Source organism: Halogeometricum pallidum JCM 14848 (assembly GCF_000337095.1).
Taxonomy (GTDB): domain Archaea; phylum Halobacteriota; class Halobacteria; order Halobacteriales; family Haloferacaceae; genus Halogeometricum; species Halogeometricum pallidum.
Window position 1 is genome coordinate 40,406 of the sequence record NZ_AOIV01000006.1, and the last position, 17,272, is coordinate 57,677.

A 17,272-nucleotide genomic window follows, 5' to 3' on the forward strand; every position below is an offset into this window, starting at 1 on the left:
CCCGACGCTTATTGAGGGGTTCTCGGTACTATCTGCCATGGACTCAGAGCACCGTCGACGGGAGTTCCTCAGACTCTCGGCGGCGGCGACCGGTCTCGCGTCGGTCAGCGGGCGGGCGGCGGGCGAGCGAATCGCCGGCTGCCCCGAGTACATCTGCGGGACGGCCCCCGAACCGCACGAACCGGGTGCGTCCGACTGCGAGGGCGGCGCGTCGGGCGGAAGGGATTCCATCGACGTCCGCGGGGCGATGTACCTGCCCGCCCGCGCGCTCACCTTCTATCAGATGTGGGCGGACTACGACGAGGCGGTGATCGAACGCGACCTCGGCTACGCACGCCGGGTGAACCTCAACGCCGTCCGGACGTGGACGAGCTACGAGTTCTGGAAGCGGGAGCCGAAGGCGCACGAACGCCGGATCGACCACTTCCTCCGCGCGGCCGCCGAACGGGGCATCTCGGTGCTGTTCAGCCTCTTCGAGGGGAACGGCGTCTGGCCGACCGACGAGAACCTCACCAACGACAACCCGTTCACGGGCGTCGGCGTCCGGTCGCCGGGGAACGCCCTCCTCGCCGACCGGTCGCGCTGGGGCGAGGCCGAGCGGTTCGTCGAGTGGTTCGCCGGCCGGTACGGTGACGACGACCGACTGCTCGCCGTCGAGGCGATGAACGAACCGCACTGGCACTCGCGGTCGAAGTCGTTCGCGCGGTCGATGTTCGAGACGCTCGCTCGCAACCGCGGTTCCGTCCCGCTCACCGTCGGATCGACGAGCATGGTGAACAACGCGACGTACCTCGACTGGGGCGTCGACGCGCTCCAGTTTCACTACAACTTCCCCCGCTCCGAGGAGCGCTACCGGCGCTTCCTCGACCGGATGCGCGTCCTCGCCGACGAGTTCGACGGGCCGACGTGGTTGACCGAGTGGCAGCGCGTCCGGTCGCCGCCTTTCGGCCCCTGTCCCCCGAACGACGACCACACCTATCCGAACTACGCCTCGCTCGCGCCGGCGATTCACGACTCGGGGTTCGGGAACTTCTTCTGGTCGCTGATGGTGAAACCAGCCTACCTCCCGCCGATGCGCGGGAACGGCGTCCTGAACGGCCTGTTCCACGAGGACGGCGCCGTCTGGAGCCTTGAGGACGCCCGCGCCATCAAGGCGATGTCCGGCGACCCCTCCGTTGACGGCCTCGAAGAGCGAGCCGAGTGGCCGGAGTGGGCGGCGGGCGTGAAGGAGTTCGCGTGCCGCTGATCAGCAGTCGTCCTCGCGGTGGACGTCCGCGAGCCGGTTGTTCGAGACGTCGTTGTCGCGCCGGGGGTCGAACGCCGACGCGGGCGGCGACGCCGCGTCGACGGACACGCCGACGAGGTTCTCCCGAATCGCGCAGTTCGTGAGGCGCGGCGCCGCGACTCCTTCGAGGAGGAGTCCGTAACTGTTCCCCGTCGCCTCGACGCCGCGAATCGTCGCACGGTCGACGCTCTGGAGGGAGAGACCGACCTCCCACGCCTCGACGGCGACGTTCTCGACGACGACGTCGGAGAGCACCGACTCGCCGTCCGCCGCTATCGCCGTCGTGTCCGAGATGCCGTTGCCGACGACGGCGTGCCCGCGACCGTCGAGCGTGACGCCGTCAGATACGATTCGAATCATCGCGTCCGATGGGGGGGAGGCGCCGCGAATGCCCCTGTCACCCGTCAGCACGTACTCGCCCGGTTCGGTGATTCGTCCGTCGTCCGGGACCCGTCTCGAAGCCATGGCGTCCGGTACGTCGGGCGTGTTTAAGGCCGCTCGGGCGGCGGAGTCGACCGCCTGTCTGCGTTCGTATCCTGCTGTCACTCTTGGGACGTCCGCGCGGCGGCGTACCGAACCGTCACAAGCGGCAGTCCGAACAGCGAGATGCGCTGTTCGGCCAGCACGTCCGCGTCGTTCCCGAAGTCGTCGGAGAACGGCGCGTCGGGGTCCCCCGCCGGCGAGACGCGGAACCGCTGGGCGGCCGGGAGGCGGAAGGCGCCCGCGCCGGTGTGCAGGTACAGTCCGCCGTCCGGGCAGTCGGTCGTGAGCGCGACCCCCGCCCCGTCGTGTCCCATCCGGAGGACGGTCGAGAGGTTCGCGCCGGGGAGCGGGACCGCGATGTCGACGAACCGCTCGCCGCCGTCGACGTAGCTCGCGTAGACGGCGACGAACACCGCCTCGCCCGTGTCGTCGTCGGTTCGAACCCACAGTCGGGGGTCGTCCCGCGGGTCGGCCGAGGCCGCCGGCTCCGCCAGCGCGAACAGTTCGCTGGAGACGCGCTTCGCGTCGCCGCCGGGGCCGGGGAGGTTGAGCTGTTCGACCCGACTCGTCCATCGACTCGCCAGGCGCGCGCCGAGCGCGTACGGTCGGTGCCACTCCGCGGCGACGGTCATCTCGAACGAGGCGGTCCGCTCGTAGAGCGCGCGGACGTCGGGGTGAACGGCGTCGGGGTCGAACCCGGGACGGGCGTAGTCGGCGAGCGAATCCATCTCCCCCGACACTCGGTCGCCGCGGAGGCCGGTGCGCTCCGGCCACGTCGGACCGACGTACCCGTCGCCGTGGAGCGGAGAGAGCGGGACGCCGCGGGCCCTGCGGCGAGCTAGTCCGAGCGCACCGCCGACCGCCAGTCCGACGACGCCCAGACCCAGCGCGGCCGTCCGAATCGAATCCCCGAACACGACTCCGATAGGGCTCGTTCGGAGTTAAGCCCCGTGCCCGCCCGCGAGCGACCGCTCCTTCCCGCGTCGGTTCGAGAAAAATCGTCCGCCGAGTCCAAAATGATAGTTATAGGTAGATACTTCCGAAGCGGGCCGCAAGTCGCGCCGAGGAGGCCCTCCGAGTCCAGCCGCGACGCCCGACGTATTACCGACGGAATTCCCGAACGCGATAATACCTTTGCGTGGAGCAGAGACTTCATTCCCAAACTGTAACTTCAATTCCGAATTAGACAATCTTAACACGCGAAAGAGCCAACTGTGTCGCAATGCCGAAATCCAACCGTGACTGGTGGCCCGAACAGTTGAACTTGGACATCCTCGACGACAACGCCGACCCGGGGAATCCGATGGACGAGGACTTCGACTACGCCGAGGAGTTCGAGAAACTCGACCTCGACGAGGTGAAGGCGGACATCGAGGAGATACTGACGACGTCGCAGGACTGGTGGCCCGCCGACTACGGCCACTACGGACCGCTGATGATCCGGATGGCCTGGCACAGCGCCGGCACGTACCGCGTCGCCGACGGCCGCGGCGGTGCGAACCGCGCCGGTCAGCGTTTCGCGCCCCTCAACAGTTGGCCCGACAACGCGAACCTCGACAAGGCCCGACGCCTGCTCTGGCCGGTCAAGAAGAAGTACGGCGATAGCCTCTCGTGGGCCGACCTGATCGTCCTAACCGGGAACGTCGCTCTCGAGTCGATGGGGTTCGAGACGTACGGCTTCGGAGGCGGGCGCGAGGACGCCTACATGCCCGACGAGTCCGTCAATTGGGGTCCCGAAGACGAGATGGAGGTGACCTCTCCCGAGCGCTTCGATGAGGAGGGCGACCTCGAGAACCCCTTCGGTAACTCGGTCATGGGGCTCATCTACGTGAACCCGGAGGGTCCGCACGGCGAACCGGACCTCGAAGGGTCGGCGCACAACATCCGCCAGACGTTCAGCCAGATGGCGATGAACGACGAGGAGACGGTCGCGCTCATCGCCGGCGGCCACACGTTCGGAAAGGTCCACGGCGCCGACGACCCCGAGTATCTCGGCCCCGAACCCGAAGCGGCCCCCATGGAGGAGCAGGGTCTCGGCTGGTCCAGCGACTTCGGGTCCGGCCGCGGACAGGACACCATCACCGGCGGTATCGAGGGTCCGTGGAACAGCGCGCCGACCCAGTGGGACATGGGCTACATCAGCAACCTACTCGACCACGAGTGGGAGTCGCACAAGGGCCCCGGCGGCGCGTGGCAGTGGCGGCCGGTCGACGACGAACTCAAAGAAAGCGTGCCGGACGCCCACGACGAGTCGAAGAAGGTCGACCCCATGATGCTGACAACCGACATCGCGCTGAAGCACGACGAGGACTACCGCGAGGTCCTCGAGAGCTTCCAAGAGGACCCCCGGAAGTTCCAGCAGGCGTTCGCGAAGGCGTGGTACAAGCTGATCCACCGCGACATGGGCCCGCCGACCCGACTCGTCGGTCCCGAGGTGCCCGACGAAGAGATGCTGTGGCAGGACCCCATCCCCGACGCCGACTACGACCTCATCGGAGACGAGGAAGTCGACGAACTCAAAGCGGAGATTCTCGACTCGGACCTGACCGTCTCGCAACTCGTCCGAACCGCGTGGGCGTCCGCGTCGACGTACCGCGACAGCGACAAGCGCGGCGGCGCGAACGGGGCGCGAATCCGCCTCCGACCGCAGCGCGACTGGGAGGTCAACAACCCCGAGGAGCTGACGAGCGTACTGGACACCCTCGAAGAGATTCGCACGGAGTTCAACGACTCGCGGTCCGACGGGACGCAGGTGTCGCTCGCCGACCTCATCGTGCTGGGCGGCAACGCGGCCGTCGAACAGGCGGCGGCGGACGCCGGACACGACGTGGACATCCCCTTCGAGCCGGGGCGGACGGACGCCTCGCAGGAGCAGACCGACGTCGAGTCGTTCGAGGTACTCGAACCGACAGCGGACGGCTTCCGCAACTACCGCTCGGACGAGGCCGACGAACGAGCCGAGGAACTGCTCGTCGATAAGGCGGATCTCCTGAACATGACGGTTCCCGAGATGACGGTGCTCGTCGGCGGAATGCGGGCGCTGGGCGCGAACTACGACGGGTCCGACCGCGGCGTCCTCACCGACCGACCGGGGACGCTGACCAACGACTTCTTCGCGAACCTGCTCGACATGAACTACGAGTGGGACCCCGTCTCGGACGACGAGTACGCGTTCGAACTGCGCGACCGCGACACGGGCGAAGTCGAGTGGGAGGCGACCCGCTTCGACCTCGTCTTCGGGTCGAACGCTCGTCTCAGAACCGTCGCACAGGTGTACGGAAACGACGACGGCGAGGAGAAGCTCGTGGACGACTTCGCGGAGGCGTGGCACAAGATCATGACCCACGACCGCTTCGACCTCGAGTAAGCCCGGTCGACTGAGTTCGACCGAGAGCCCCGGAGACGACGGCGCGCCCGCCGGTTCGGCGGCGGGCGCGGCCCTCTTCGACTCGCCGTCGAGTCACGGACGCGTCATCCGTCGAACTGCGGCTTTTTTCAGCACGATTCGATCGGCCCGGAGACCGGCCTCGACCGTTCAAACGCACTCCGACCACCTGACCCCGACCGACGGCCGCCGGTCCACCCGATGGCGGCGTTCACCTGCCGTCGGCGAGCGAGTCGGCCGAGCCACATCGTGCCACCATTTGTTCGCCGCTTCTCAAAGGTGTGGTCGCCGCGGCCGACCGGCGGACGACCGGCCGTGCGGAATCCGGTTCGTTTCACGACTCGAATCCCGAGGCTGTCGCTGATTCGTTCTGCACTTCTTCGGAACAGAATCAGCGGACTCGACGGGAATTCGGTGCGGCTCGAGACGATACCGATTACAGTCATCCCGCCGTCCTCTGGCGATTCGTCACGCCACGAATCGGCATCGACCGCTTACGGGATTTAGCCACCGTGAGCTCTGCCACCAGAACCCCTCGGTCCGACCGAAGCCGTCGAACCGTACCTCGCCGACCGCGAGAGCGAACTCGCCCGCCGCGTCGATTACAATGAATCGACGAACGCGTCGAAGGCCCCACTCGCGGGATGGACGTGACAGTACGTTCCCAGCGTCTCGTGTTCGTACAGTCCGTCCCGGTTCTCGTCGATACCGTCGCCGCGTTCGACGTCGAACGCGAACCGCGCGTCCGACGCCGCGTCCGCACTGGAATAGTGAAACTCGTGACCCCGAAGGCTCGCTCCGGCGCTCGCGGTGAGGGCGTTCGAGCGGGCGCTGAGTTCGACGTGGTCCAGTGCCTGATAGCGGTCGTGCATCCGCACGTCCGCGGGCAGAACTTCGGCCATCCGGTGAGTCTCGCCGTCGGCGGTGGTCAGGGTTTCGGCGAGTGCCATCAGCCCGCCGCACTCGCCGAGGACGGGGAGTCCGTCCGCCGCCGCGGCACCGAGCCGTCGTATCGCCGGGCTCTCCGCCAGCGAGTCAGCGTGAAGCTCCGGGTACCCGCCCGGCAAGTAGACGCCGTCGCACGCCGGGAGTTCGTCGCCCGCGGTCGGCGCGAAGGTGACCACGTCGGCCCGTTCGCGAAGCCGTTCGATGGTGGCCGGGTAGCAGAACCGGAACGCCTCGTCTCTGGCGACGGCGACCCGCTTGTCGGTTCGCGGGGGGTCCGTCGCCGGCGTCGGTCGCGGCGGGACCCGAGCGAGGTCGACGAGTCGGTCGATTCGCACGTGTTCGGCGACGGCGTCGAGCGCGTCCGGGTCGAGCGGAGATTCGTCGCCCATCTGCAGTCCGAGATGTCGGTCGGGGATTTCGAGTCCATCTCGCGGCGGAATCCGACCCAGATACGCGATGTCGTCCGGGAGCGCATCGCGAATACCCGCTTCGTGGCGTCCGCCGTGGGCGCGCTGTGCGACGATTCCCGCGACGTCGACGTCCCGGTCCGCGTGTGCCGCGTAGCGCTGGAAGCCGAGCGCAGTCGCGGCGACGCTCTCCATACCGGCTTTCGCATCGACGACCAAGACGACCGGGAGGTCGAGCGCCTCGGCGACCATGGCGGTGCTGGAGCCGTCACCGTCGTACAGCCCCATCACCCCCTCCACGACGCAGACGTCGCCGTCGCCCCGGTGGTAGTTCCGCCGGAGTCCGTCCGTGCCTTGGAGCCACAGGTCGAGCGTCCGCGACGGTCGGCCGGCCACCCGTTCGTGGTGACTGGGGTCGATGAAGTCGGGGCCGGCCTTAGCGGGTTGTACCGTATACCCCGCCTCGCCGAGAGCACGAACGATAGCGAGAGTTGCGACGGTTTTTCCGACTCCCGAGTGCGTCCCGCCGATGACGAAGCCCTTCATGGGACAACATCGGTTTTCTTCGACATGAGTCCGTCGTCGGTCAGTGACCGGCCCAGTCGCCGGGCCTCCTCGAACGCGTCCGAGGCGGATTCGACCGGGCGGGGCGTCCGGCTGTCTCCACCGACCGGAACGAATCTCATCGCCCAATCCCTCATCGCTGACCACCTTCGCCGTCGGTCGCTACCGGGCGGTGCGTCTCGGTCAGTCGTCCCTCGAAGGAGGCCGTCGGGGAGGCGTCGTTGCGCGCGAGAGCGCGCTGTTTTTCGACCTCGGCGTGAACGGCATCCGTGATGCGTCCGTGCGCTCCGTAGGGGTCTGCGTACTCGATACCGCCGCGTGCGAGTTCGAGTTCGTCGGGAATCCTGCGCTCCGTCGCTTCGCTCCGTGCGAGAAAGACCGGGACCGCGACCGACCGCGTCTTCGTGGTGTTGTACCGGACACATTCGACCGTGGGATTCTGGAGGAGATAGCACGTGAGAACCTCGCCGTACTCCGACTGCTCGCGGAGTCGGGCCGCGTGGTAGTCGACGGTCTGTCGGTGATAGGGCTTCGAACTGCTCCCGAATCCGACGAGGATGAGAGACACGTCGTCGGACGGCCGAGCGAGCGCCGCTCCCCGCTCCTCGATTGCCTCGGTGACCGCGGGACTCTGTCCGAGCGGTTCACAGTACCGAACGTCCCCTGCGACGTACGAGAGCGCCGCCGGGATGTCGCGTATCGTCTCGTGAGTGTGTGCGGTACACATCGGCACCGCGTACACCGCGTCGGCGGCTATTCGCTCGAACTGCGCTCGGAGTTCGCGGATCGGTTCGCTCTCGTACGTCGCCACTGCGACCGTGTCGACGACGCTACGCCGTCGGAGTCGCTCGGCGTGCACCTCCAGGACTTCGCGTGCGTTCCTCGTATCGCGGCCGATGAGCAGTAGTGATTCGGTTGTCATGGGGCCATTGAACAAATGAACTTTATCTATCCCAAGTTGGGTTGCATAATCGGTCGAGATGGATTCTGAAATATGTTTTGGTGACTCGACGACGTTCGCCGCGTGAGACGGATTCGGCCCTAGCCGGAGACAGTCGTAGTCAGGCGATGAGCGCAGGAGCGCGCCGGACGAGAGAACCGGAGAGGGAGGGGCTATCTGGACCGAACCGCGAGAACCGAGAGGTCGGAGAACGGTGACGCGTCCTCCGCTGACTCTGCCGCCATCGCCGAGAGTCCTTCCAGCGTCGTCTCGGTCACCGCTTCGTTCGCGTGCGTCAATCGTTCGAGTACCAGCGCCTCCAGCGATGGTGACGCGCCCGCGTCGAGTAAGTCGGCGGCGACGTCCTCGGGCATCCAGTCGTAGGGGCGCGGAAGTACGAGGAGGTGCCGGTCGCCGACGTCCTCGCGGAGTCGCCGGAGGTCCGACGCGATGGCTCCGCTCTTGTGCAGGGTCACGAACGTCGATTCCTCCATCGGCGTTCGCGCCCGACTCGCGGCGACCTGAAGGGACGATATCCCCGGAACGATCCGGACGGGCGAGTCGACTGCGGCCTGAACCTTTCCGAGGAACTGGTACCCCGAGTGGTTCGGGTCGCCCATCAGCACGGCCGTTCCGGACTCACCGCCCGAGACGCGGTCGGCGAACGCCGCGAGCGTCTCAGCCTCGTCGCGGTAACCGCAGGTGAGCAGGTCGGCGTCCGTCCGTTCGCGGACGAACTCGACGACCGTCTCGAACCCGACCACGACCTCGGCGTCGCGAATAGCGCGCTCACCGCGAGGGGTGAGATACTCCAAGTTCCCCGGACCGATACCGACCGCGTGTACCGGATTCTCCGCGGAGAGGGACTCGGACGCCGACGCCGCGAGTACCGCCGGGTCGGGACGGGTCTCCGAGTCGGACGTGTCGCTCACGGAAGGTCGACCTCTCCGTCTCGAACGTCGCTCGCCACGTGGACGAGTTCGTTCGTCAGTCCGGCCGCCAACCCGCTTCCGCCGCGGCGGCCGACGTTCGTTATCGCAGGGACGCCGTGCCTCTCTGCGACCGCTCTGAGACGCCTCCGACTCTCCGCCGCTTTGACGAACCCGACTGGGGTGGCGACGACGACGGCGGGGCGCGTCCCGTCTTCGATGCAGTCCGCCAGAGCGAGTGCCGCCGTCGGCGCATTTCCGACGGCGGCGATGGCGTCGTCGTAGACCCCCCGCCGGTCGAGATTGAGAACGGACGCGGCCGTTCGCGTCATGCCCGTCCGTCTCGCGAGTTCCCCGCCGTTTCCGATGGCCTTCTCCACGCGGCAGTCGTGGCCGCGTCCGGTGATACCCGCTTTGACCATGGTGATGTCGGTGACGATGGGACGCTCCTCGAGAACCGCCCGCGCGCCGGCGACAACCGGTTCGTCCGCTGTCTCACCGGTGAATCGGACGAGGTGCTGGAATTCGGGGTCGCCCGTCGCGTGGACGCTCTTCTGCCGGATGCGGTCGGCCAACGTCTCGTCCGGGACGAGTCCGCGGACGCGGTCCATGCTCGTCTCGGCGATTTCCATCGCGTTCTCCGTGGTCGCGCCCAGGTCGGCGTACTCCTCGAACTCCTCACCGGACGCTTCGGCGCCGCCGTCGGTTCGTCGGTCGTCAGTCGTCATCGCTCGCCACCCCCGTTACCTCGGCGTTTCCGCTGCGCGCCTCGATATCGCCGTCGACCCGGAGGTTGACGTCGCGGAGTCGGTCGACCGTCTCGTCGTCGGCGTCCCACAGTCCGCGGTCGACCGCCTCGAGGAGCGTGTCGGTGATGCTCTCTAGCGCCCACGGGTTCACGTCGCGCATCCACTCCTGACGCGCCTCGTCGAAAGCGTACTTCTCCGCCACGTCGCCCCAGAGCGTGTCGCTCACGACGTCCGTGGTGGCGTCCCAGCCGAGGACCACGTCGACCGTCGTCGACAGGTCTCCGGCACCCTTGTACTCGTGGTCCTCCATGCTGTCGAGCCACTCGGGGTTGAGCACGCGAGCGCGCATCGCCTTCCGGACCTTCTCCTCGTTCGTGTAGACCGATACGTTGTCGGGGTCGCTGGAGTCGCCGACGTAGGAAGCCGGCTCCTCGCCCGCGATTTCCGAGACGGCGGTGATGAATCCACCGTGGAAGGCGTACCAATCGGAGCTGTCGAACTCGTCCTGTTCGGCGGTGTCCTCTATCTTGACCGTCGCGTCGACGCTCCCGAGTCGGCGCTCGAAGGCATCGTGCGCCTCCGAGACGCGACCCCGTTTTCCGAGCGCGTACCCGCCCCACTGGACGTACACGTCAGCGAGGTCCGAGCGGTCGTCCCAGTTGCCCTCGTCGACGGCCTTGTTGGTTCCCGCGCCGTACCCGCCGGGGCGCGTCGTGAACACGCGCCGTTTTGCGGCTTTCTCCGGTTTGTCGACGCCGTCCTCGTCGAGTCGTCTGGTCTCCTCCTCGACGTGTTTCTTCACGTAGTTCATCTCGTGGGGCTCGTCGAGGTCGACGACGGCGTCGACGGCGTCGTGAATCACGCCCGCGGTCTGCGGGAAGGCGTCGCGGAACAGTCCCGAGACGCGGGCGGTGACGTCGATTCGGGGACGGTCCAGTTCGTCCAGCGGAATGGGCTCGACGTCGTCGATGCGCCCGGCGTCGGTCCAGACGGGTTCGACGCCCATCAGCGCGAGAACCTGTGCGATGGTCTCACCGCGCGTTCGAACGGTCGGCGTCCCCCACACGACGACGCCGACCTCTTCGGGGTAGGCCCCCTCGTCTCGCGGTTCGCCCTGCTCACCGCTCGACTGTTCTACGGCGCTGTGCGCCGCACTCTCCTCGCAGTGGCGTTCAGCGATACCGTCCGCCACCGCGCGGCCGACCCGCCACGCGCTCTTCGCCGGCACCTTCCGCGGATCGAGCGTGTAGAAGTTCCGCGCCGTCGGCAACAGGTCGACCCCACCTCGCGTCGGGGCACCGCTGCCACCGGGCGGGACGTACTCGCCGGCCAGCGCATCCGCCGTCCTCGGGACTTCGTCCTCGGCGCCTCGCACTCGCGGCGCCGCTTCCTCGCAGATGAACGAGAGCGCCTCGCGGAGGTCGTCGTGCGCCCCCGACTTCGCCCGCGCGTCCCTGAGGGGGTCGACATCGACGACGAGGAGGTTCATGTTGAGTTCGTCCTCGGTTCCGGCCTCTACCTCCGAGGCCGGCACGTCGAAGTCGTGAGCGGCCAGCGTCTCCACGAGCGACAGGCTCGTTTCGTACACCTCGTCCGCCGCCTCCGACAACGTCATGCCCAGTTCGTCGTCGTACGCGCCCGGTTCGTCGAGCATCCGCTGATAGTCGACGCCGAGCACGCCGGCCACGCTCTCGCGGAGGCTCGGTCCGCCCGGGTTCTCCAGTCGGGTGAGCGCGACGAGGTATTCGACGAGACGGTCCGCCTCGGGGGGTTCGCTCATCGTGTGGAGCCCCATCCGTATCTGCGTCGTCTTCACGTCGGTGAGGTACGCGTGGACCCGTTCGACGAGTTCGTCGACGTCCACCGCCGCCCGCGGGTCGCTTTGCTCACCGCTCGCCCGGTCCGAAGCGCTTCGCGCCTCGCCGTCTCCTTCGACCGTCCCCTCCGCGAGAGTGGTCCCGACTTCTTCGGGACCGCGAACCTCGACGCGGTCGTCGATTTCTCCGGCGACGCCGAGTTCGACCGCGAGGTCGAGTTCGTCGATCGTCTCCCGGAGGAGTCGCTCGAGGTGTTCACCGTCGTCGGTGCGGGCGTCTTCCATCCCGGCCTCGCGGTACTGGTCGGCGAGTTCCTCGAGTTCGGCCAGTTCGTCGTACGTGCCGGCGTTGCGCATCACTGGCGTCAGGTAGTCGACGACGGCCGCGTACGACCGCCGCTTCGCTTGGGTTCCCTCTCCCGGGTTGTTGATGATGTAGGGGTAGACGTTCGGCAGGTCGTCGAGGAGCTGGTCCGGGGCGCTTTCCCCGTTCAAGCCGACCGTCTTGCCCGGAAGCCACTCCAGGCTCCCGTGCGTGCCGAGGTGGACGACCGCGTCGGCGTCGTACGCGTTTCGGAGCCAGCCGTAGAACGCCACGTAATCGTGCGGCGGTTGGAGGTCGGAGTCGTGGTAGACCTTCGAGGGGTCCATGCCGAACCCGCGCGGCGGCTGGACGGTGACGAGGACGTTTCCGAACTCGACGCCGGGAACGGCGAACGGCCGGTCGGGCACCTCGCCCCACTCCTCGACGACGTTCGACTGGAAGCGTTCGTCCGCGGCCGCGAACCACTCGCGATACTGCTCGGTGGACACGACATCGACGCTCAGGTCTCGGACGTCATCCGGAGCGACCCAGCGGTCCTCGAGCGTTAGCTGTGCGGTCAGCCGTTCGACGAGGGCCTGGCCGCTCTCCGGCCGTCTCCCGCCGAGGTCGTAGTTCCGGGACGCGAGTTCCTCGAGGAGGTTGACCGTGCTCTCGGGACTGTCGAGGCCGAACGCGGTGCCGATACCGTCGTCGCTCGGCGGGTAGTTGTGCAACACGACCGCGATGCGCTTCTCCTCGTTGGGCGTGTGCCGGAGTTCCGCCCAGTTCACCGCGAGTCGGGCGGCGTGGTCGACCCGGTCCTCGATCGGGAAGTGCTGTTTGGGCGCGCTCCCGATGTCGGCCTCGTCGGCCGTTCGTTCCTTGCCGCTGATCGGGTGGGTGATGACGTTGCCGTCGAACTCGGGGAGCGCGACGGAGAGCGCTAACTCGAACCCCATGACGCCGGTGTCGCTCTTCTCGTAGCGGGAGCGAGAACGCATGGTCGTCACCGTCTGGACGACGGGGACGCCGAGTCGGTCGAGGAAGACGTCCTCGGCGCCGGACTCCTCGTCGTCCGCCGCCCGCCCGCGCTCGTCCATCGACAGCGAGAACATGAACGACGAGAGGACAGCGTCGACGAGCGGTTCGCCGTCGCGGAGGAGCCACTCGTCGGTCACCCGTTCCGCGTCCCACTGCTCGTCGGTGTCCGTCGCCGGGTTGCAGAATATCGGGAGCGCGTCCGCACCCTGCGCCTCGATGGCGCGCACCTGTGCGTCGACGTAGCGCGTGTTCCCGTGCGTCCAGTGGGACTCGTAGAACCAGACTGCGACCGTCGGCGTATCGGGGTCGAGCGTGGCGAGAAGTTCCTCGTACGACGTCCCCGGGTGGTCAGGGTGGTAGACCCCTTCCGTCGGGAGCGTGACGGGGTCGTCGTACTCGTAGTCGCCGCTCCCGTACTCGTCGGCGAGGAAGCGAACACAGTTCGCGACGTTGGTGGTGCCGCCCCGCTTCAAGTACTCGTACACTCGGTCTCGGTCCGTCGGAGATACGGACGTGTCCTCGAGCGCGTAGGCGTCGCCGGTCGACTTGACGACGAGCGGAACGCCGGCGTCTTCGAGACGGCCGACGGCGTGGTCGTACCCCGGCATACTCTCCTCCGCGCCGTGGAGCCAGAAGACCGCCGCCGTCGCGTCTTCGATTTCGTCGAGGAACGCGTCGACGTCGCTCCGGTCCTCGAAGTCGCTCTCGGAACGGACGACCAGTTCCACGTCTGTCTGTGCCGCGGCCTGCTGGACGGCTCCCAACTCGTTTTCGGTCGCGGTGTAAAGGCCGATTGTTGGCATAACGTTGTTAAACCTCCATTGCTCTAATACAAGTATGATTGATTTAGGGGAGAACAATAAATCTTCGGCAGCTCGGGGCGAAGGACCCTCGTTCGCCGAAATTGTCGGTCAGACCGAACTCAAGCGCGCTTTACTAACTGTCGCGGCGAACGACGACTTAGACGGGCTCCTGATACAAGGAGAGAAGGGAACGGCGAAATCCACGGCGGTTCGAGCGCTGACGGACCTGCTTCCGAACCGGGACGTCGTCGAGGACTGTCCCTACGGATGCCCGCCGAACGAACCCGAACGCCAGTGTGCCGACTGCCGGGAACGGACGGACCCGCCGACGACCGAACGACCGGTCCCGTTAGTGACGCTCCCGCTGGGGGCGACGCGCGAACGGGTCGTCGGGACGCTCTCGGTGGCGGACGCGCTGGCCGGCGACTACGAGTTCGACCCCGGACTGCTCGCGCGGGCCAACCGCGGATTCCTCTACGTCGACGAGGTGAACCTCCTCGACGACCACCTCGTCGACGTGCTCCTCGACGCGGCGGCGAGCGGCGTCAACCGGGTCGAACGGGACGGCGTGAGCGTTTCTCACCCGGCGGATTTCACGCTCGTCGGAACGATGAATCCCGAGGAGGGCGACTTGCGACCGCAGCTACGCGACCGGTTCGCGCTCCAAGCGACGGTCACGGCCTGCGAGGACATCGACCGGCGGGTCAGCATCATCGACCAGGCGGTCGGACGGAGAGCGGGCGACGCGCCCGAAACCTCGGAGGCCGAGCGGACGGGGACCGACGAGTACCGAAATCAACTGAGAGCGGCCCGAGAGCTGCTCGCCGACGTGGAGCTGTCGACGGCGTTCGCCCGGGATATCGCGGAACTCTGCCGTGACTCCGGTGCCGAGGGCCACAGGGGCGACATCGCGACGGCGCGAACCGCCATGACGTTCGCCGCCCTCGACGGGCGGACCAAGGTCGTCGAACCGGACGTCCGACGGGCGGCGGAACTCGCCCTTCCACACCGGCTTCGGTCGCAACCCTTCGAGGACGCTCCCGACCCCGACGAACTCATCGACGACCACTTCGACGGCGAGCAGGGTGACGGCGAGAACGCGGACGAGACGGAACGACCCGACGACGAACCCGAGGCTGAGCGCGGTCCTCCCGAGGGACCGACCGACTCCGGCGACGAGGGCGAGGGTGCAGGGTCCGACCCATCGACCGGGGAGGAAGACGATAGTGACAGCGGGAGCGACGAGTCCGGTACCCGGCCGACCCCGTCGCCGCGAGGAGAACCCGGACGTGACGATGGAACCGAAGCGCAGGTGACCGAAGACGAACGGGAATCGGAGAGAACGGACGAGGAGTCGGAGGCGACGCCGGCTATCCCGGGACGGTCCAGCGCTGCCGTCGGCGCGGGGCGTGCTCCGGAGATAGCTGCACCGGACGCCGCCGACGACGGGAGTGCCGGCGGAGGGTCCAGAACGCGGACGCAGCCGCTCGTGGACAATCGGGGCGCCCGCGTCCGGAGTCGACGCGCCGGGTCGTCCGCGCGCATCGACGCCGCCGCGTCGGTGCGAGCGGCGCGCTCCCGCGGAGGTTCGTCCGTCGAGTCCCGCGACCTGCGTCAGTCGGTCCGGCAGGGTGACGCCTCCTCGCTGGTCCTGTTCGTCGTGGACGCGAGCGCGTCGATGCTGCCCGCGATGCGGACGGCGAAGGGCACCGTGCTCGAACTGCTGAAAGACGCGTACGAAAAGCGAGACGAGGTGGCGTTCGTGACGTTCGCCGGCGAGGAAGCCGACGTGTTGCTCCCGCCGACGAACAGCGTCACCCTCGCCGCTCGTCACCTCAAGGAGCTTCCGACCGGCGACCGGACGCCGTTGCCCGCTGGACTTCGAACCGCGTGCGACGTCCTCGACCGGGCCGACCCGGCCGCGTCCGTCGTCGTCCTCGTCACCGACGGGCGGACGAACGTCGCCGACGGGAGTCCGGTGCGCGAGACTCGCGAGGCGGCGAGACGGCTGACCGGCCACGGCGCTCACGTGGTCGTCGTCGACGCGGGTGACGACGATAGGACCGGGCTGACGGGAGTCATCACCGAGGAGACGAACGGCCAACGCGTCCCGCTCTCCGCGCTGTCCGCCGAGCGTATCGAGTCGGCCGTCGGCACCGATCGTGAAAGTTAGGTTTCGTTACTCCGGTAGATTTACAAACCAATCTGATTTTATGCAAGTGTAGTTTAGAATGGCGATCTCCAACAACAGCGTTCACGGTCGGATCGAACAGGCTCGAATGGAACTCTCGGCGACGCAGGTGGCTGCCGGACTCGCGCTGGTGGCCGCACTCGGGTTCGCACTGCTGTTCCTTCAGGAACCGATGGTGCACGATTCGATGCACAACTTCCGCCACGCGGCCGGCGTCACCTGTCACTGACCTCGATGCTCGCTGACTACGTCGCCCGCGGTCTGAAAGCCGGCGTCGTCGCCGGTATCGCGTTCGGGGCGTTCGTCGCGCTGGTCGCCACCCCCCTTATCAGGTACGCCGAGACGTTCGAACACGGTCACGGCGCAGGACCCGTCGTCTCCGAGACTGTCACCGCGACGGTCAGTGTCGCGGGCGGCGTCCTCTTGGGAATCCTCTTCGGTGGGGTCGCCCTCGGGGCCGCCTTCTACTTCCTCGAACCGATGATTCCGGGCGCGGCCGGGACGAAAAGCTACGTCCTCGCGGCCGCCGGGTTCATCACCGTCTCGGGCGCCCCGTGGCTGCTGTTTCCACCGCAGCCGCCGGGCGTCGAGCAGGCGCTTGCCACCGACGTTCGACTCACCTGGTATCTGGCGATGATGCTCGTCGGCGGACTCGGGTGCGGGCTGTCCGGCTACGCCTACACCCGGCTCCGAACGTCCTCCGGCAGGCCCACCGCGTTCATCGGCGCACTCGCCGCGTTCGCGCTCGTTCCGCTCGTCGCCGCGTTCGGTCCGGCGAACGCAGCCTCCGGTCCGATTCCGGTCGAACTCGCGACCGCGTTCCGAACGATAACCGTCGCGGGTCAGGCCGGACTCTGGTTCGTCCTCGCCAGCGTCCACGCGTGGCTCCTTCGCCGCGACCGGTTCGATACGCCGGACGACGACGACGACGAAGAGACGGCGCTCACGGACGCCTCCGGAACGGTGGCTGCTGACTGATGGAGCACCGAACGCGGGACGTGCGCGAGAACGGGTTCTCCGACCACGTCCTCGTCTGTACGAACGACCGGGACTCCGAGTACGCGTGCTGTGCGGACGCTCGCGGGGAGGACGTCTACGAGGCGGTGAAAGCGTGGCTCCGAGAACGCGACGTCTTCTGGTCGCGGGTCCACGTCGCCGAGACGGGCTGTCTCGGACTCTGTAGCGCCGAGGGGACGGCCCTCGCCATCCACCCCCGCAGTCGGTGGTACTCGGACGTCACGCCCGAAGACGTGCCGGAACTGCTGGAAAGCGAGTTCGGTCCCGACGGCTCGCGGCTGGGACTGGACGAACGCGACGGCTCCGCCCGCACGCCGCGTGAGTAGTCGGTAAGTGGCGTCGTCGCCGGCGTTCGTTGACGACGGCGTCAAATTCCCCGAGAAGACGAACGAGTCGCCCCGTCCGGATTA

13 protein-coding genes are annotated in these 17,272 nt (G+C 67.6%); 6 read left to right on the forward strand and 7 right to left on the reverse strand.

Annotated elements, in window-relative coordinates; genetic code table 11:
- Positions 1–37: 37 nt before the first annotated feature.
- Positions 38–1,246 (forward strand): glycoside hydrolase 5 family protein, encoded by a 1,209-nt coding sequence (locus C474_RS03000; protein WP_008383808.1) that lies wholly within the window; start codon positions 38–40, stop codon positions 1,244–1,246.
- Here the strand turns inward: C474_RS03000 and C474_RS03005 are convergent, their stop codons facing one another.
- Both C474_RS03005 and C474_RS03010 read right to left on the reverse strand, forming a co-directional pair.
- The gene (locus C474_RS03005) at positions 1,247–1,750 is read right to left on the reverse strand and encodes a NosD domain-containing protein (protein ID WP_008383813.1); all 504 of its coding nucleotides are present in this window, start codon (positions 1,748–1,750) and stop codon (positions 1,247–1,249) included.
- 77 nt (positions 1,751–1,827) lie between these two features.
- The gene (locus tag C474_RS03010; RefSeq protein WP_008383815.1) at positions 1,828–2,685 is read right to left on the reverse strand and encodes a hypothetical protein; all 858 of its coding nucleotides are present in this window, start codon (positions 2,683–2,685) and stop codon (positions 1,828–1,830) included.
- 305 nt (positions 2,686–2,990) lie between these two features.
- Between C474_RS03010 and katG the strand changes: the two genes are divergently transcribed.
- Positions 2,991–5,135, forward strand: a complete 2,145-nt coding sequence (gene katG, locus C474_RS03015) for a catalase/peroxidase HPI (RefSeq protein WP_008383817.1) — start codon at positions 2,991–2,993, stop codon at positions 5,133–5,135.
- Between the two features lie 620 nt (positions 5,136–5,755).
- On the opposite strand, the gene C474_RS03020 is transcribed toward katG, so the two are convergent.
- The 5 genes from C474_RS03020 to C474_RS03040 form a co-directional block, all read right to left on the reverse strand.
- Positions 5,756–7,054: a cobyrinic acid a,c-diamide synthase gene (locus tag C474_RS03020; protein WP_008383819.1), complete on the reverse strand. Its 1,299-nt coding sequence runs from the start codon at positions 7,052–7,054 to the stop codon at positions 5,756–5,758.
- Between the two features lie 151 nt (positions 7,055–7,205).
- Positions 7,206–7,994, reverse strand: a complete 789-nt coding sequence (locus C474_RS03025; RefSeq protein ID WP_049916671.1) for a CbiX/SirB N-terminal domain-containing protein — start codon at positions 7,992–7,994, stop codon at positions 7,206–7,208.
- Between the two features lie 191 nt (positions 7,995–8,185).
- Positions 8,186–8,944 carry a cobalt-precorrin-7 (C(5))-methyltransferase gene (locus tag C474_RS03030; RefSeq protein WP_008383825.1) on the reverse strand — a complete coding sequence of 253 codons (759 nt, stop codon included), beginning with the start codon at positions 8,942–8,944 and terminating at the stop codon, positions 8,186–8,188.
- A complete protein-coding gene (locus C474_RS03035) occupies positions 8,941–9,669 on the reverse strand; it encodes a precorrin-8X methylmutase (RefSeq protein ID WP_008383833.1) in 729 nt (242 codons plus the stop codon). The genes C474_RS03030 and C474_RS03035 overlap by 4 nt, the downstream gene beginning before the upstream one ends.
- Positions 9,659–13,654, reverse strand: a complete 3,996-nt coding sequence (locus tag C474_RS03040) for a cobaltochelatase subunit CobN (RefSeq protein ID WP_008383835.1) — start codon at positions 13,652–13,654, stop codon at positions 9,659–9,661. The genes C474_RS03035 and C474_RS03040 overlap by 11 nt, the downstream gene beginning before the upstream one ends.
- A 34-nt stretch (positions 13,655–13,688) precedes the next feature.
- Here C474_RS03040 and C474_RS03045 point away from each other — a divergent pair, with 34 nt between their 5' ends.
- Genes C474_RS03045 through C474_RS03060 form a run of 4 tightly spaced genes read left to right on the forward strand, consistent with a single transcriptional unit; the run spans position 13,689 to position 17,188 of the window.
- Entirely contained in the window at positions 13,689–15,827 is a 2,139-nt protein-coding gene (locus tag C474_RS03045) for an ATP-binding protein (protein ID WP_008383837.1), read from the forward strand.
- Positions 15,828–15,885: 58 nt separating this feature from the next.
- A complete protein-coding gene (locus tag C474_RS03050; RefSeq protein ID WP_049916672.1) occupies positions 15,886–16,074 on the forward strand; it encodes a CbtB domain-containing protein in 189 nt (62 codons plus the stop codon).
- A 5-nt stretch (positions 16,075–16,079) separates the two neighbouring features.
- A complete protein-coding gene (locus C474_RS03055; protein ID WP_008383847.1) occupies positions 16,080–16,823 on the forward strand; it encodes a CbtA family protein in 744 nt (247 codons plus the stop codon).
- A complete protein-coding gene (locus C474_RS03060) occupies positions 16,823–17,188 on the forward strand; it encodes a (2Fe-2S) ferredoxin domain-containing protein (protein WP_008383848.1) in 366 nt (121 codons plus the stop codon). Before C474_RS03055 ends, C474_RS03060 begins: the two co-directional genes overlap by 1 nt.
- Positions 17,189–17,272: the final 84 nt, after the last annotated feature.

What these genes read in the sequence shown, in the direction of transcription:
- C474_RS03040 (WP_008383835.1), bottom strand. Translation starts at nt 13,654, where the DNA reads ATGCCAACAATCGGCCTTTACACCGCGACCGAAAACGAGTTGGGAGCC.
- C474_RS03035 (WP_008383833.1), bottom strand. Translation starts at nt 9,669, where the DNA reads ATGACGACTGACGACCGACGAACCGACGGCGGCGCCGAAGCGTCCGGT.
- C474_RS03060 (WP_008383848.1), top strand. Translation starts at nt 16,823, where the DNA reads ATGGAGCACCGAACGCGGGACGTGCGCGAGAACGGGTTCTCCGACCAC.
- C474_RS03050 (WP_049916672.1), top strand. Translation starts at nt 15,886, where the DNA reads ATGGCGATCTCCAACAACAGCGTTCACGGTCGGATCGAACAGGCTCGA.
- C474_RS03045 (WP_008383837.1), top strand. Translation starts at nt 13,689, where the DNA reads ATGATTGATTTAGGGGAGAACAATAAATCTTCGGCAGCTCGGGGCGAA.
- katG (WP_008383817.1), top strand. Translation starts at nt 2,991, where the DNA reads ATGCCGAAATCCAACCGTGACTGGTGGCCCGAACAGTTGAACTTGGAC.
- C474_RS03020 (WP_008383819.1), bottom strand. Translation starts at nt 7,054, where the DNA reads ATGAAGGGCTTCGTCATCGGCGGGACGCACTCGGGAGTCGGAAAAACC.
- C474_RS03000 (WP_008383808.1), top strand. Translation starts at nt 38, where the DNA reads ATGGACTCAGAGCACCGTCGACGGGAGTTCCTCAGACTCTCGGCGGCG.
- C474_RS03005 (WP_008383813.1), bottom strand. Translation starts at nt 1,750, where the DNA reads ATGGCTTCGAGACGGGTCCCGGACGACGGACGAATCACCGAACCGGGC.
- C474_RS03055 (WP_008383847.1), top strand. Translation starts at nt 16,080, where the DNA reads ATGCTCGCTGACTACGTCGCCCGCGGTCTGAAAGCCGGCGTCGTCGCC.
- C474_RS03025 (WP_049916671.1), bottom strand. Translation starts at nt 7,994, where the DNA reads ATGACAACCGAATCACTACTGCTCATCGGCCGCGATACGAGGAACGCA.